This is a genomic window from Piscinibacter sp. XHJ-5 (assembly GCF_029855045.1).
Taxonomy (GTDB): Bacteria; Pseudomonadota; Gammaproteobacteria; order Burkholderiales; family Burkholderiaceae_C; genus Albitalea.
Window position 1 is genome coordinate 2747626 of the sequence record NZ_CP123228.1, and the last position, 14170, is coordinate 2761795.

13 protein-coding genes are annotated in these 14170 nt (G+C 68.1%); 9 read left to right on the forward strand and 4 right to left on the reverse strand.

Annotation, left to right across the window (positions count from 1 at the left end):
- Both P7V53_RS12885 and P7V53_RS12890 read right to left on the reverse strand, forming a co-directional pair.
- The gene (locus tag P7V53_RS12885; protein WP_280155869.1) at window positions 1-1143 is read right to left on the reverse strand and encodes an ABC transporter permease; all 1143 of its coding nucleotides are present in this window, start codon (window positions 1141-1143) and stop codon (window positions 1-3) included.
- A complete protein-coding gene (locus tag P7V53_RS12890) occupies window positions 1133-1525 on the reverse strand; it encodes a PRC-barrel domain-containing protein (RefSeq protein WP_280155870.1) in 393 nt (130 codons plus the stop codon). Before P7V53_RS12890 ends, P7V53_RS12885 begins: the two co-directional genes overlap by 11 nt.
- 323 nt (window positions 1526-1848) lie before the next feature.
- Here P7V53_RS12890 and P7V53_RS12895 point away from each other — a divergent pair, with 323 nt between their 5' ends.
- From P7V53_RS12895 to P7V53_RS12920, 6 genes are all read left to right on the forward strand, one after another.
- The gene (locus tag P7V53_RS12895; RefSeq protein WP_280155871.1) at window positions 1849-2214 is read left to right on the forward strand and encodes a glycine zipper 2TM domain-containing protein; all 366 of its coding nucleotides are present in this window, start codon (window positions 1849-1851) and stop codon (window positions 2212-2214) included.
- Between the two features lie 137 nt (window positions 2215-2351).
- Window positions 2352-3065 carry a sensor histidine kinase gene (locus P7V53_RS12900; RefSeq protein ID WP_280155872.1) on the forward strand — a complete coding sequence of 238 codons (714 nt, stop codon included), beginning with the start codon at window positions 2352-2354 and terminating at the stop codon, window positions 3063-3065.
- Window positions 3062-3700 (forward strand): response regulator transcription factor, encoded by a 639-nt coding sequence (locus P7V53_RS12905; RefSeq protein ID WP_280155873.1) that lies wholly within the window; start codon window positions 3062-3064, stop codon window positions 3698-3700. Before P7V53_RS12900 ends, P7V53_RS12905 begins: the two co-directional genes overlap by 4 nt.
- 118 nt (window positions 3701-3818) lie before the next feature.
- Complete coding sequence (locus P7V53_RS12910) at window positions 3819-4754, forward strand: 3-hydroxyacyl-CoA dehydrogenase (protein WP_280155874.1); 936 nt, start codon at window positions 3819-3821, stop codon at window positions 4752-4754.
- Window positions 4755-4797: 43 nt separating this feature from the next.
- Entirely contained in the window at window positions 4798-5730 is a 933-nt protein-coding gene (locus P7V53_RS12915; protein ID WP_280155875.1) for a 3-hydroxyacyl-CoA dehydrogenase NAD-binding domain-containing protein, read from the forward strand.
- Window positions 5731-5863: 133 nt separating this feature from the next.
- Window positions 5864-6391, forward strand: coding sequence for an RNA polymerase sigma factor (locus P7V53_RS12920; protein ID WP_280155876.1), 528 nt, complete (start codon window positions 5864-5866; stop codon window positions 6389-6391).
- 154 nt (window positions 6392-6545) lie between these two features.
- Here the strand turns inward: P7V53_RS12920 and P7V53_RS12925 are convergent, their stop codons facing one another.
- Both P7V53_RS12925 and P7V53_RS12930 read right to left on the reverse strand, forming a co-directional pair.
- The gene (locus P7V53_RS12925) at window positions 6546-7175 is read right to left on the reverse strand and encodes a response regulator transcription factor (protein WP_280155877.1); all 630 of its coding nucleotides are present in this window, start codon (window positions 7173-7175) and stop codon (window positions 6546-6548) included.
- A 121-nt stretch (window positions 7176-7296) separates the two neighbouring features.
- Window positions 7297-8226: a LysR family transcriptional regulator gene (locus P7V53_RS12930; RefSeq protein WP_280155878.1), complete on the reverse strand. Its 930-nt coding sequence runs from the start codon at window positions 8224-8226 to the stop codon at window positions 7297-7299.
- 413 nt (window positions 8227-8639) lie between these two features.
- Here P7V53_RS12930 and P7V53_RS12935 point away from each other — a divergent pair, with 413 nt between their 5' ends.
- From P7V53_RS12935 to P7V53_RS12945, 3 genes are all read left to right on the forward strand, one after another.
- Entirely contained in the window at window positions 8640-11684 is a 3045-nt protein-coding gene (locus P7V53_RS12935) for a winged helix-turn-helix domain-containing protein (RefSeq protein WP_280155879.1), read from the forward strand.
- A 349-nt stretch (window positions 11685-12033) separates the two neighbouring features.
- Entirely contained in the window at window positions 12034-13308 is a 1275-nt protein-coding gene (locus P7V53_RS12940) for an AraC family transcriptional regulator (protein WP_280155880.1), read from the forward strand.
- Window positions 13298-13972, forward strand: coding sequence for a response regulator transcription factor (locus P7V53_RS12945; RefSeq protein WP_280155881.1), 675 nt, complete (start codon window positions 13298-13300; stop codon window positions 13970-13972). Before P7V53_RS12940 ends, P7V53_RS12945 begins: the two co-directional genes overlap by 11 nt.
- Window positions 13973-14170 lie beyond the last annotated feature (198 nt).

The following is a 14170-nucleotide window of genomic DNA, read 5'->3' on the forward strand; positions in this document are numbered from 1 at the left end:
TCAGATCCCCAGGTGCTGCAAGGTGACCGCGAACACGGCGTCGAGGGCGATAACCCAGACGATGGCCTGAACGACGGTGGAGGTCGTGTGCTCGCCGACGCTGCGCGAGTCGCGGGTGACGGACAGCCCCATGCGACACCCGATGAGCGCGATAAAGGCCGCGAACACCGGCGCCTTGGCCAGCCCGATGACGAGCGCGCTGCGGGGCAGCGCGGCGTGCAAGCGGTGCGCGAACGCCGCGGGCGGGATGTCGAGCTGCCACGCGCTGATCAGCATCCCGCCGGCGATGCCGGCGATGTCGCCGAGCAACACCAGCAACGGCAGTCCGATGACGATCGCCACGAGCCGTGGGATCACCAGCACCTGCACGGGCGACAGCCCCAGGGTGCGGATCGCGTCGGTCTCTTCCTGCACCTTCATCGAGCCGAGCTGGGCCGTGAACGCGGCACCGGAGCGGCCGGCGACGATGACGGCGACCAGCATGGGTGCGAGCTCACGGCAGAGCGCGAGGCCGACGCCGTCGACGACGAAGATCGTCGCGCCGTAGCGGCGTGCCTGCGCCCCCAGCAGGTACGCGAACACGACGCCCACCAGGCACGTCATCATCGCGACGATCGGGATGGCGTCGAGCGCGACGGTCTCGAACTGTGCGACCGTCGCCTGTAGCCGGAAGGTCGCGGGCGTCCGCAGCGCGGCAAGGCACTCGGCGGCGACGATGCCGAGGAACCGCGTGTGGTCCTGGAGGTGGCCCGCACCGCGCAGAGTGGCGGCGCCCAGCCGGTGCAGCACGCCCGCGTGCCGCGTCCGCGTGGCAGCGGCATCGGGGGCGGCCATGCGCTCGTGGACCAGGGCCAGCAGGCGGGCATGGCGCTCCTGCACCGCGCGCATGCTGACCATCGCCCGCGTGCATCCGGCCGCCACGAGGCGGCGGAGCAGCACGAACACCGTGGCCGTGTCGAGCGTCTCGAGGCGACTGCCGTCGAGGATGCAGGGCTGCTGCGGCGACAGGCGCAGCGCGCCGACCTCGGCGGCCACCGCGTGCAGGTTGGTCAGCCGCCAGACGCCTTGCAGGTACAGCACCGTGGCGCCGTCCTCGCGCGTCTGCTCGATCCAGCGGCGCGCGGCCGCCGGCTCACTGCGCATACTCGAAGTTCGGCAGCGCCTTGATGGCGGCCTTGGTCGCGCCCGGCAGCACGAACAGGCCATCGCGTTCCGTGAGCTGCTCGACCGGGATGGCGACGTGGTGGCGCTTCACGCCGACGAAGCCGCCGGCGCCGACGATGACGAAGGACACCGCGGTGTCGGGCGCGATGATGAGATCCTCGATCCTGCCGACCTGCTCGCTGTTCTCGTTGAACACGGACTTGCCCAGGATCTGACGCCTTGCGCTCCAGCCTGACGCGATGACCTCGACCGTGGCGACCGCGACGCCGATGGTCGTCGAGCCGGCAACCTGCGCACGCACGCCGGTGCAGGCGACGATGGCGGCCAGCCCGACGGCCGGGAGGATGAATGAACGGCCCATCGGAATTCCTTCGGTGGTTGGATGGCGAAGTGTCGCCGTCGTGTGCGCGCGCCGCCTCTGCCTTGTTGCGGTCGTGCCGTGCGACTTTCGGCTGACGCGCGCGTTCACCGCGAGGCCTGGCTTCGTCGCAATTGGGGAAGAGCCGGCGCTCCAACTTGTGATGGTTCGCCTCGCGCGGCATGGCCGGGACAATGAACGTCCCTCGGTCACTCACGCAACACTGCCATGAAGCTTCTCCATGCGACCCTTGCCGTGGCGGCGATGTTCGCCGCCATTCCCGCCGTCCATGCCTGCGATTCCGACCACCGGTCGGGCCCGCGGAAGTGCACGGCGTCAAGCTGGCCTCGATCTGCGCCGCCTGCGGCGTCGTCTCCGACACGCGGGTCGAGCACCGCGAAGGCAAAGCAACCGGCGTGGGAGGGCTCGGTGGTGCCGTCGTGGGTGGCATCGTCGGCCACCAGATCGGCAGCGGATCGGGCAACGGCCTGGCGACCGTGCTGGGCGCCGTCGGCGGTGGCCTGGCGGGCAATGCGATCGAGAAGAGGGTGAAGAAGGTGACCGTCTGGTCGACCACCGTTACCTTCAAGGACGGGTCGACGCAGACGTTCGAGCAGACCGCCGATCCCGATCTCGACGAGGGCGACGTCGTGAAGATGGAGAACGGCCATCCGGTGAAGCACGCGTCGTGAAGCGCACGCGGCCTCCGGCAGGCCATGGAATAAACGAGTCGCTGGAGTGTCTATCGGCAGCACAGGGACACCCTCAGAACATGCCATGAGCTACATCGCGTTGCCGTTCGCTTCGCCGCGGATGCCGGGGTCGCACCGTGCACGCTGAGCGTCGATGGCTGAGCGATGCCGCTGACGAGACGCGGCGCATCGTCGACAGCGCCTGCGAGGCCGCGAGCCGTTCGGCCATCGAAGCCGAGCGGGCGCGCATGGCCGGCGAGATCCACGACGGCCTGGCACAGTCCTTCCTCGCCGTCATGATGCAGGCGCGCGCCGCGCGACTCAGCGGTCGCCTGCGCAAGCAGCGCCTGCTGCAATTCTTCGAGCAGATCGAATCCCTTGCCGCCGAGGGCCTCGAGGAGGCGCGCCGCTCGGTGTTCGCGTTGCGCTCGACCTGTGTGGAAAGCGACGGCCTCGTCATCGCGCTGGAACGGCTGGTCGCCAGCCTCTCGATGGCCGGACGCACGCGATTCGTCCTTGTCAACAGCGCCGGTGCGCCCGACATCGCACCGGCGGTGGAGGACGCCGTCTACCGCATCGTCCAGGAGGCGACGCAGAACGCGCTCAAGCACGCGGGCGCCAGTGTCGTCACGGTCCGGCTCGAGCGCGACGGCAGCCACCTCCGCGTGCGCATCGATGACGATGGCGATTGCGTCGCGCACGACCTGATCCAGCGCGCCCGCGAGCGCGGCGGGCTGCGTGGCATGCGCGAGCGCGCCGAGCGCTGCGGCGGCAGCCTGGTCGTCGAGCCGTGCTCGCCGCGGGGCACTCGCGTCGACGTCCGGCTGCCCACGAGGAACCCGCCGTCATGAACCCACGGACGAACGGCCCGCTGCGCGTGATCCTGGTCGACGATCACGCGATCTTCCGCCACGGCATGAGGGCCGTGCTCGAGCACGCGTGCGCCTTCGACGTCGTCGCCGAGTGCGGCGACGGCGAGAGCGCAGTGGCCGCGTACCTCGCGTTGCGGCCGGACGTTCTGCTGCTCGATCTGCGCATGCCCGGGCTCGACGGCCTGGAGGTCGTGCGAAGGGTGGTCGAAGCCGATCGTGGCGCGCTGATCCTCATCGTGACGACGTATGCGACCGACGAGGACATCAGGCATGCCCTGCGCGCGGGCGCGAGGGGCTACCTGCTGAAGGACGCCGGCCCGGAAGACGTGTGCCGCGCGATCGAGCGCGTCGCCGAGGGCGGGATGGTGATCTCCCCCGACATCGCCGCGCAGTACGTGCGGATCACGACGCGCGCGGAGCTCTCGCCGCGCGAGCTGCAGATCGTGCGCATGCTCTGCGCTGGCAAGCCGAACAAGGAGATCGCACGCAGCTTGTCCGTGGAGGTCACCACGGTGAAGGGACACGTGAAGTCGGTGCTCGACAAGCTGGGCGTGCGCAACAGGACCGAGGCGGTCGCCGAGGCCACGCGGCGCGGCATCGTGCCCAGCTACTGAGGTCCTCGTCCTTTCGATCGGCGGGCATCGCTTCGTTCGGGAGACGCCGTCTTCATGCGCCGCGCGCTCCAATGCGTCACACGCAGCGGATGTCCGGGTTGCGCAGAAGGAGCTACCGATGCAAGTCTCGAAGGGCCTCGCCGCACGCGCGCAGCGGGCCACCACCGGCCGGCTGTTCGTGCTCGAACTGAGCGGCGGCCGGATCTTCTCCATCGACACGGAGGGCCGCGACAAGCAGGTGCTGGTCACGGATTGCCGTGTGCCCGATGGCATCGGGGTGGACGTGGCCCGCGGCCACATCTACTGGACCAACATGGGCCATCCCGAGGTCGGCGACGGGTCCATCGAGCGCGTCGACCTGGACGGCGGCCATCGCCGCACCATCGTGCCGAGCGGCATCACGTACACGCCCAAGCAGCTGCAGATCTCGAAGGAGACCGGCAAGCTGTACTGGGCGGATCGCGAAGGCATGCGGGTCATGCGCTGCAACGTCGACGGCACGAACGTCGAGACGCTGGTGGCGAGCGGCTCGGGCGATGCCGAACGCGCGCAGGCCAGTCGCTGGTGCGTCGGCATCGCCGTCGATCCGGTGCGGCGCCACGTCTACTGGACGCAGAAGGGCGCGGACAACGCCAACGAAGGCCGCATCTTCCGCGCCGGCCTCGACCTGCCCGCGGGCGACACGCCCTCGAACCGCTCCGACATCGAGCTGCTCTACGGCGGCCTGCCGGAGCCGATCGACCTCGAGCTGGACGTCGAGCACCGGACGTTGTACTGGACCGACCGCGGCGACCCCCCAAGCGGCAACTCGGTGAACCGCGCGCCGATGGACGTCGCGGCCCAGCGCCGCGGCGCGCCGGAGATCGTCTTCTCCGACCTCATGGAAGGCATCGGCATCGCGCTGGATGTCGAGGGCGGGCGCATCTTCGTGACCGATGTCGGCGGATCCGTCTATGCCTCGGCGCTCGACGGTTCCAACGCGCGCGTGCTGATGGTCGTGCAAGGCAATCTCGCCGGCATCGCGTACGCCCAGGTGCCCGTCGCAAGTCGCTGACGGCCCCTCCCTCCATCCCCACCGCATAAAGGGAACTCATCTCATGTCCTACTCCAAGCCCATCCGTCGCATCGCCATCGTCGGCACGGGCCTCATCGGGTCCAGCTGGGCCGCCCAATACCTGGCCAAGGGATTCGACGTCGTGGCGACCAACCCGGCGCCGAACGCCGAAGCGGCGCTGCGCAAGTTCGTCGACGACGCCTGGGGACTGCTGACGCGCATCGGCCTCGCCGAGGGTGCCAGCCGCGAGCGCCTTCGCTTCGAGCCCGACATGCGCCGGGCCCTGCACGATGCCGACTTCGTGCAGGAGAACGGCCCCGAGCGTCCCGACTTCAAGATCAGGCTGTTCGCGGACATGGACGACGCGACGCCGGTCGACAGCCTGATCGCCTCGAGCTCGTCGGGCATCACCATGGACGTGATGCAGTCCGCCTGCAAGCATCCCGAGCGCTGCGTGGTCGGCCACCCGTTCAATCCGCCGCACGTGGTCCCGCTCGTCGAGGTGGTGGGCGGCGCGAAGACATCGAAGGCCGCGCTCGACCAGGCCATGTCGTTCTACGCCGCCCTCGGCAAGAAGCCCATCCTGCTGCGCAAGGCGCTCCCTGGCCATGTCGCGAACCGCCTTCAGGCTGCGCTCTACCGCGAGGTCGCGTATCTCGTTCAACAGGACGTGCTGAGCGTCGAGGACGCCGACATCGCCGTGTGTTACGGCCCCGGCCTGCGCTGGGGCGTCATGGGGCCCACCCTGCAGTGGCACCTGGGCGGCGGCCCGGGCGGCATCCACCACTTCATGGACCACCTGATGGACGGCCTGGCCACCAGCATGAACGGGCTCGGCCATCCCGACATGACGCCGGCGCTGCGCCAGACGCTCGTCGACGGGGCGCTGCGCCAGGCCGGTGGGCGCACGGTGGCGGAGCTGGCGGCATGGGAGAACGAAGTGATGGCGGGGCTGCTGAAGCTGCGCGGCGCCTAGACGCCGGTCTTCTCGCCATGTGAATCCTTCCTAATGCAGCGAGGGCGCCTTCCGCTTCAAGCCTTAACGTGCATTGATTGGCTTTGCAGCAGGACGAATCCGATGATCGACTCAGGTCTTCATGGGACAAGTCATGTCGTATTCACTCGCAGCGGAAGTCACCGAGCACATCGAGCCTCTCATTCCTGCACTGCGCCGCTATGCGCGGGCCCTCATGCGAAACCGGGAGATGGCCGACGACCTGGTGCAGGACTGTCTTGAACGGGTCGTCAGCCGATGGAACCAGCGCAGAAGCGAGGAAAGCACCCGCAGCTGGATGTTCGCCATCGCGCACAACCTCGCCGTCAACCGCCTCAGGCAGCAGACGCAGCGTGGGCCGCACCTCGACATCGAAGACGTCCACGAGTCGGCACTCGTCCAGCCTGCCAGGCAGGAGGACCGCATTCGCCACAACGAGCTCATGCGTGCGCTGGAGGCCCTTCCGGCGGACCAGCGCGCCGCGGTCGTGCTGGTCTGCGTCGATGGCCTTGCATACGCCGAAGCCGCGCGGGAGCTCGAGGTGCCGATCGGCACGGTCATGTCCCGCCTCGCGCGGGCACGGGCGAAGCTGCAACGCGCGCTGGACGGACCGCTGCCGCAGCACGAGCCGACGCGGCCTTGACGGCCCCACGTCTGCACCGTCCGTTAGAGGGACGACTCCGACTCTGTCCTCTACATCGGCGAAAGCCCCACGCAGGTCCAGGCATCGGATCGGCGCCGAAAAACTCCCGCCGATCGAATATGCAACTGCAGGAAATCGAAAGGCCCGGTCACGATCACACCGTCCAGCGCAGCAATCCCTTGCTGCGGGCGATCACCACCGCCTCGGTGCGGTTGCGCGCGTACAGCTTGCCGTAGACCCGCTTCAGATGGGTCTTCACCGTGCCCGCGCCGATGCCGAGCGCATCGGCCACGCGACGGTTGCTCCATCCGCGGGCGACGCCGTCGAGCACTGCGTATTCACGAGGCGTCAAGGGCTCCTCCGCGGCCCGGCTCGACAGCCGGCGCTTCACGGCAGCCTGCCCCGACGACGCACCGCTGCGCACCGCCCGGATGCAGGCGACGATCTCGGACATCCCGGCATCCTTGCGCAGGCAGGTGCGCGCGCCGGCGTCGACGAGGCGGTCGATGTCGGCATCGAGGGCCAGCGTCGTCAGGATGATCACGGCGGCCTGTGGTTGCGCCTCACGGATCCGCCGCAGCGCTTCGACGCCGTCCAGCACGGGCATGCGCAGGTCGAACAACCCCATGTCGGGGGTCGTCTCGTGCCAGAGCGCGACCGCCTCCAGCCCGTCGGACGCCTCGCCCACTACCGCGAGGTCGTCGTGCGACGACAGCAAGGTGCGCAGGCCGGCACGGAGGATGGGATGGTCGTCCGCGATGAGGAGGCGGGTCGGTCGGTTCATGGCAGTGAAGTCCGCAGGATAGTGGCCGCTATCCCGGCGGCCCACTGACATCGGTGGGGCCGCGGGTAGCTCCTTGGTTGCAGACGCGACGGCGTGCGCGCCGGGCTGGGGCGGTTTCGGATCAGGCGTAGGCTCGCGGCGTCGATGGCGCGAGATCGTTCTGCTTGCGGGCGAAGAGATCGGCAGTCCAGTCGATGAACGCGCGCAGCTTGGCGCTGACATGGCGATGAGGTCGATACACGACATGCACGGGCGCGACGCCTGCCGACCAGTCGGTCAGCACGCGTTGCAGCTCGCCGGAGGCCAGGTGCGGCGCCGCGACGAAGGCACTGGTGGTGACGATGCCGAGACCGGCGACACCGGCCGCGACCATGGTGACGGAGTCGTTCACTGTCACGGTCGGCCTCGCGGTCACCTCGTACCGTTCGTTGCCGCGCTGCAGCACGTGCGTGAAGCGCTCGCGCGCGTTGAACCCGATCACGCGGTGGCGGCCGCCCTCGAGGTCCGAGGGGTGACAGGGGACCCCGAAGCGCTTCAGGTACGACGCAGACGCGCACACGATCTGATGGACCTCGCCGATTCGACGCGCCACGAGCGACGGATCGGTCACCGCGCCGAAGCGCAGCGCGCAGTCCACGTGCTCGCCGACGAGGTCGACGGGCTTCTCGCTGACGCCAATGTCGATCCGGATGTCCGGGTAGCGCGCGCAGAAGTCCTCCATCGACGGACTGAGGATCAGATTTGCGACTTGCGGCGCGACGTCGACGCGCAGCTGGCCCTTCGGATTCGCCCTGGCACCGGCCATGCTCGCCTCGATCAGCTCGAGGTCTTTCAGCACACGGACGGCATGGTCGTAGTAGGCCGCACCGTCGACCGTGACGCACACGCGCCGCGTCGAGCGGTGGAGCAGGAGCGTCTTGAGATGCTCCTCCAGCCACTGCACGAGGCGCGTGACCTTGGCCTTCGACAGGCCGAGCGAGGTCGCAGCCTTGGTGAAAGTGCCGGCTTCCACCACCCCTACGAAGGCTTTCATCGCGAAGAACTTGTCCATGGGGAATGTTGCGTGCGTGGCGGCGCGGGTGCGAGGTCACGGTGTCGAGCTTGCCCCGTCGGCGAGGGCGGGACCGGCGATGAAGCTGGCGACGTCGACGACCTCCAGGCCGGTGAAGAAGTTCTCTCGTGTCATGGGAGGTCGAGACGAAGGGTTCTGGTCCGACCATGGTCGGCGCTCGGCTTCCCCGCAGGATCTCCCGATGGGAGCGTCGCGGCACCGTGATCAAGCAGGGTCGCGAGACGATGCACCGTCTCTGTGTTCAGGCAGGGAAGGGGGCTCCAGTTGGATCGACGAGCTGGCCTGCGGCCTGCATCGGTCGATCAAGCCCTTGCAGCGCGCAGCGCTGCTGAGGACGGCCCGCTCGGGGCAGCTTGCAGGTCTGCAGGTGGCGAAGTGCAGACAGATCTCGCGTGACCAGGGCCGATCTTTTCAAACCCAACAACAACTATTTCCGGCCGCCAGCCTTTCGCGGTGCCAGCCCGACGTCTAGATTTGGGTTGATTCGATGCACTCGCTGCGCACCATGTCGATACACCGCTGGGGCTCGCCGCAGAACTCGCGACCACGTTGTTGGAGTCCTTTCGATGACCGCGATAACCCACGACGCAGTGGCCGCCAGGCCTGAGGAGGTGTTCCAGTTCGGGCCCTTTACGCTGCAGCCGGCGCAACGCGTGCTCATGGCAAGGGGCAGCCGTGTCCGTCTGGGCGGCCGTGCGTTCGACATCCTTGCGATGCTCGTCGAGCGGGCGGGGGACTTCGTTGCCAAGGAAGAGATCTTCCGGAAGGTCTGGCCCCGCAGCGTCGTCGTCGAAGGCAACCTGACCGTTCACGTCGCCGCCTTGCGCAAGGCGCTGGGCGACGGACTGGACGAGCGCCGATACATCGTGAACGTCCCCAATCGGGGCTACATGTTCGTTGCGCCGGTGACCCGCAGCCGCGCCGACCCGCCTCGAACGCAGCTTGCGGCCGCGCAGAGAACGGTGCCCGGCCTGATGGCACCTTTGCATCGGATCGTGGGGCGCAGCAGCGCCATCGATTCGCTGATCCAGCAGATTGGGCGACATCGGCTCGTGACCATCGTCGGTTGCGGTGGCATCGGCAAGACGACCGTTGCGGTGTCGGTCGCTGCGGCCGTCGCCGCGGACCCGTCGCCGGTTCATTTCATCGACCTCTCTCCCCTCAGCGACGCAACCCGCGTACCGGATTCGCTTGCCACCGCACTGGGCCTGACCGCCAGCGTGGACGACGCCATGCCCAACATCCTGGCCTTCCTGCAGGACAAGTCGCTGCTGCTGGTGCTGGACAACTGCGAGCGCGTGCTCGCCGCCGTCGCCGAGATGGCTGAAGCCGTCCTGCGATCGGCGGCTGGCGTTCGCATCCTGGCCACGAGCCGCGAGCCGCTCAGGGCCGACGGCGAACGGGTCCACCGACTGGAGCCGCTGGATCTGCCCCCCGAGGGCTCGATCACCGCCGACGAGGCAGTGAAGTTCGGCGCAATCGAGCTCTTCGTGGATCGTGCCATGGCGGCGTTCGACACCTTCTCATTCGGCGACGCTGATGCACGGTCCGTCGTCGTCATATGCCGTCGGCTCGACGGCATCCCGCTCGCCATCGAGCTGGCTGCCGCATGCGTCGGCACGCTCGGCCTGCGCGGCATCGAGGCGGCACTGGGCAACCGCTTCGGCCGGATGAGACCGGGCCGGCGCACGGCGCAGCCCAGGCACCAGACACTGGAGGCGGTGCTGGACTGGAGCTACGCGCTGTTGTCGCCGCGCGAGCGTGCGGTATTCGGAAGGATCTCCGTCTTTCGCGGCAGCTTCACGCTGGCGTCCGCCGGCACGATCGCTTCAGATGACTCGATGACGCCTGCCGAAGTCTGCGACGCGGTGATGGAGCTGGCCGCGAAGTCACTGGTGGCCGTGGACTCGAGCGGCGACCGTCCGTACTTCCGGTTGCTCGAAACCACCCACCGCTACGCTTCGAACCGCCTGGCCGAGACGTCACAAGCTCCCGCCGTGCGCCGCCGTCACGCCGAGCATGTCCTCGATGTGCTGCGCGAATCGGAGAGCGCCTGGCGTGATGCCGCAGCGGCCGAGTGGCGACAGCAGTACGGGCGGCATCTGGACGACGTGCGGAGCGCGCTGGCCTGGGCGATGTCGGCGGACGGCGACATCGAGCTCGGCATCGCGATCACCGTCAGATCCGCCTTGCTGTTGTTCCAGCTTTCGCGCGCCGACGAATGCATGCGCTTTGCGAACGCGGCGATTGACGCGCTGGCGCGTTCGGGAATCGTGGATCCGCATCTCGAGTTCGAGTTGCACCTTGTCCATGGCCTCGTCCTGCACCACACGCACGGCATTCATCAGGCAACGCTGGACTCCTTCGGACGCGCCCTCGCCATGGCGCAGGAGCACGGAGACAAGCGGCAACTCGCGCTGGCCTTGACCGCAAACTGGGTGGGTGCGTACGTGCGGGCGGATCCCGGTGCGATGCTCTCGTTCGCGGAGCAATTCCAGACCCTCACGGCAGAAGACATGGACCCGGCGACCACGCTCCTGTACGACTGGATGAAGGCCCCGACGCTGCATCTTCTGGGTGACCAGCGAGGCGCGCGCATCTGCGCCGAGCGCAGCGTTGCCGCGCCCGATGTGGCACGAGCCTCCTTTCTGAGCGGCGCGCAGATCGACCGCCGCGTCGCAATGGGGACGATCCTGGCCCGTGTCCTGTGGCTCCAGGGCCTTGCCGACCAGGCGGAGCACGTGGCTGCATGGACGCTGGAGCGTGCGCGTCGCGATGGCGAGAGCGTCGCACTCGCCTATACCCTGGCCTACGCCGCGTGTCCTGTCGCGTTGTGGACAGGCCGATACGAGATCGCTCGCGAACGCATCGGGCTCCTGTTGCAGCACACGCTCGAACACTCGCTCGCGGGCTGGCGCCACTACGGGATCGCCTTCGAATCGCTGCTGGCCTGGCAGGAGAACGGTCGCCGCGGCGATCCCGTGCTGCCCTCCGGCGTCGACCAGCGCCTGCCGCGACTGGCGGAGATGCTGGCGACGCTGCATCCGGCATGGGCGAACGAAAGCACGTTCCAGCGTGGCGACAGAGGCGACGCCGGCTGGTGCCATGCCGAGTTGCTGAGGGCGCGCGGCGAACGAGCGCGTGGCCGGGACAGCGCAGCCGCCGAGGGCCTGTTTCTCCGTTCGCTCGAGCGGGCCCGTCGGGACGGTGCGTTGTCCTGGGAGCTGCGTACGTCGACGAGCCTGGGGCGCCTGTGGATGGAGCAGGGGCGCAAGCACAAAGCCCTCGATCTGATCCGGTCGGTGCTGGACCAGGTGGTCGAGGGACAGTCCACGCCCGACGCCATGGAGGCCGTGGCGCTGCACGACGCACTGGCCGACGCCACCGCGCTGCCGCCTCGTCCTGCCGTCTCGGCGGCACGAGCGTTCGCACATTGACGGTTGTTGTCCAGCCCGCTGGGGAAGATGGCCGTCAGGACGATGACCGGTAGCAGGCCGATGTCGTAGACCAGCAGGCCGGACGACTCGCCCTCTTCGGCCTCCGGCGGATTGCCGCTTGATCGATCGACTCGTGATTCAGCTGGATGTCCGCCCCAGTCGGTGCTGCGCGTCGTCGGCGGCGTCCCGCCCGCAGTCGGGCGGTGCGCTTTGGAAATCGCAACAGCCCTGATTCATCGAAGCCGTGATTTGGAACTCTTGTTGACGATTGATTGGAGTTGCACCAGACCGGGCACCAAACTGACAGGCATGCGGCGTCGCTCCATGGCGCCATCCACAAGTGCCCACCATGTCTGCCCGCCTCACGATTCCGGACGACCACCGACCGACCCACCGTCGCTTCGATCACGCGTCGCGCACCGGTGGCCGAGGTCCCGGGTGCCTGGCCGCCCTGTTGCACGTTGCGAGGCGGCGAGGTGTTTCGACCGCGCGGCTGCTGGCATGCACCGGCTTGGCCGAAGGCGATCTTGCGGACCCCGGCTGTGTGATTCCCCAGGACGCCGAGCATCACGCGATCGAGAACCTCATCGCGCTGTGCGGTGATGGCAGCGGCCTGGGGCTCGAGGTCGGTGCCCGCTACCGGTTCACGACGCTCGGTCCCTTGGGATTCGCCATGGCCAGTGGCTCGACCCTGGCGGATGCGACCCGTCTGGTGCTGGACTACGGCGATCTCTTCGACCCGTTCGTCGCACTCGAGTTGCAAGCCGACGATTCCCGCTTCGGCGTGACGGTACGGCCGCGACTAGTTTCGCCCGAGCTCGTCCGCTTCGTCACGGAGCGCGCGGTGGCGGCGCTGCTGACGACATGGCGCGACATCGCGCGCCGCAACCTGCTGCCGCGCGGCGTGTCATTCGCGTTCGCGCGCCCGGTGGTGGACGAGCCCTACTCGCATCTCACCGGACTTGAGGTGGGCTTCGCGGCAACCCATACCCGGCTTTCGATGGACACGGCGGACATGGCGCTGCCGCTTGCTCATGCGGATGCCTACGCCGTGCGCGTGGCGGAGGGACAGTGTCGTCAACTGCGCGAGGCCGTACGCGACCGGGCCAGCGTGGCGGGAGGAGTGAAGGCGCTGCTTCGCGCCCATCCGGAAGGGATGCCCGACATGGGACAGGTCGCGGCAGCCCTGTGCATGTCCGAGCGGACGCTGCGACGTCGTCTCCAGAAGGAAGGCACGACGTTCGCAGCCCTGTGCGACGAGATCCGCAGGTCCACCGCCGAGCAACTCCTCAGTTGCAGTCACCTGCCCATCGAGCACATCGCCAGCCGACTCGGCTATGCAGAACCCGCGAGCTTCATCCATGCCTTCAAGCGCTGGAAGGGCCGCACGCCGGGCGCTTTTCGATCGGCCCTGCACGTCGGAGGCCACGGCGTGATCCCACCGCGTGCCGCATTGGCGTCGCCGACGCCGGAACCTGGAAAGAGCATGAGTCAACAACAGTTCGAAGCCTTCATGGCGGCGCAGGTCGCTGCCATAGAGGCGTCAGGTGTGGAGCCTGAAGCCTGGATCGAGCGCCACTCCACCACGTTTCGTGCCGCCTGGGAGGACAGCCATGGCGCATGAAGAGCACCTGCCCGCAAACGTCCTGACGCTGCATCCTGATCCGCTTCTTCGCGCCGGCATCGTGGCGTCTCTGCGCCAGCACGGCGGCTTTGAAGTCTTCGACGGAGGCCCGGATCGCGTGAATCGGGACGGAGCTCGGATCGACGTCGTCATTGCCGACTATCACGAAGCCATGCGGCTCGCAGGCGCGGCTTCGCAAGGAACGGCCGGATCACTCGCCGCCGCAAGGATCCTGGTGCTCACGTCCGACGACTGCGAAGCGGACATTCGACGGGCGCTCGAAGCGGGGATCCACGGCTATCTCCTCCTCGGCGGCCCTCTCAGCGAGTTCATCGAGGCCGTGACGGCGCTGGCTCGTGACTTGCGCTACCTGGGCCGCCCGGTCGCCCAGCGCATCGCGGACAGTCTGTTGCGCACATCGCTCACATCGCGCGAAATCGACGTGCTGCAGCTCGTGGTGATCGGCGAATCGAACAAGGCGATCGCGCGACGGCTCTGCGTCGAGGTCGGAACCGTGAAGACGCACATGAACGGCATTCTGGGCAAGCTGAATGCGACGTCACGCACGCAGGCCGCCGCCATTGCGATCACCAAAGGGATCGTCAAGGAGCGCATGCCGATGCCCGGGCCTGGCGCGCGTGCAGCGCTCGTGCCCGCAAGTTGACCTGCCACGTCAATTTTCTGTCCGCTTCCATCACCGGCATTTCGGACGACCCACGGGAGACTGCACGCATGGTCTTCTCCCGCAAGACGAACTCCTTCGAAGGGACGCATCACATGAGGCACACACCCACTGCGGCATTGCCATCTCGTGGCGGTGAACGTGGCCTTTCCCGCTGAGCGTCGCGAAGCGAGGTCTGTC